We start from the raw sequence: 385 nt of genomic DNA, 5'->3' as shown, positions 1-385 counted from the left end.
GACCACGAACATGATGTCGACGGTGTGGTCTTCATCGTTCGGCTGCGGCACGCCGTTGACGTTGGCGAAGGTGTAGCCTTCGTTGCCCAGGCGGCGGGTGATCAGCTCGGAGGTGCTGGTCATCACCTTGCGCGAGAACACCTGGCCAGGCTGCACCAGCAGCAGCGACTTGACCTGGTCTTCCGGCACCTTCAGGTCACCGGACAGCTTCACGTCGCGGACGGTGTACTTCTCGCCTTCGTTGATGTTGACGGTGATGTAGACGTGTTTCTTGTCCGGCGTGATGGACACCTGGGTGGAAGCGATGTCCATGTTGATGTAGCCGCGGTCCAGGTAGTAGGAACGCAGGCGCTCCAGGTCACCGGAGAGCTTTTCGCGGGCGTAC

At 60.8% G+C, this 385-nt stretch carries 1 protein-coding gene; it reads right to left on the bottom strand.

The window, feature by feature from the left end; all coding sequences use genetic code 11:
- Window positions 1-385, bottom strand: a 385-nt coding sequence (locus tag ACK1U9_RS21600) for a POTRA domain-containing protein (RefSeq protein WP_449110175.1), incomplete at both ends; no start/stop codon positions are given.

It is taken from the genome of Pseudomonas sp. XP1, from assembly GCF_053557675.1.
The sequence above is the reverse complement of the archived record's forward strand: the minus strand, read 5'-3'. Positions and strand labels throughout refer to the sequence as shown.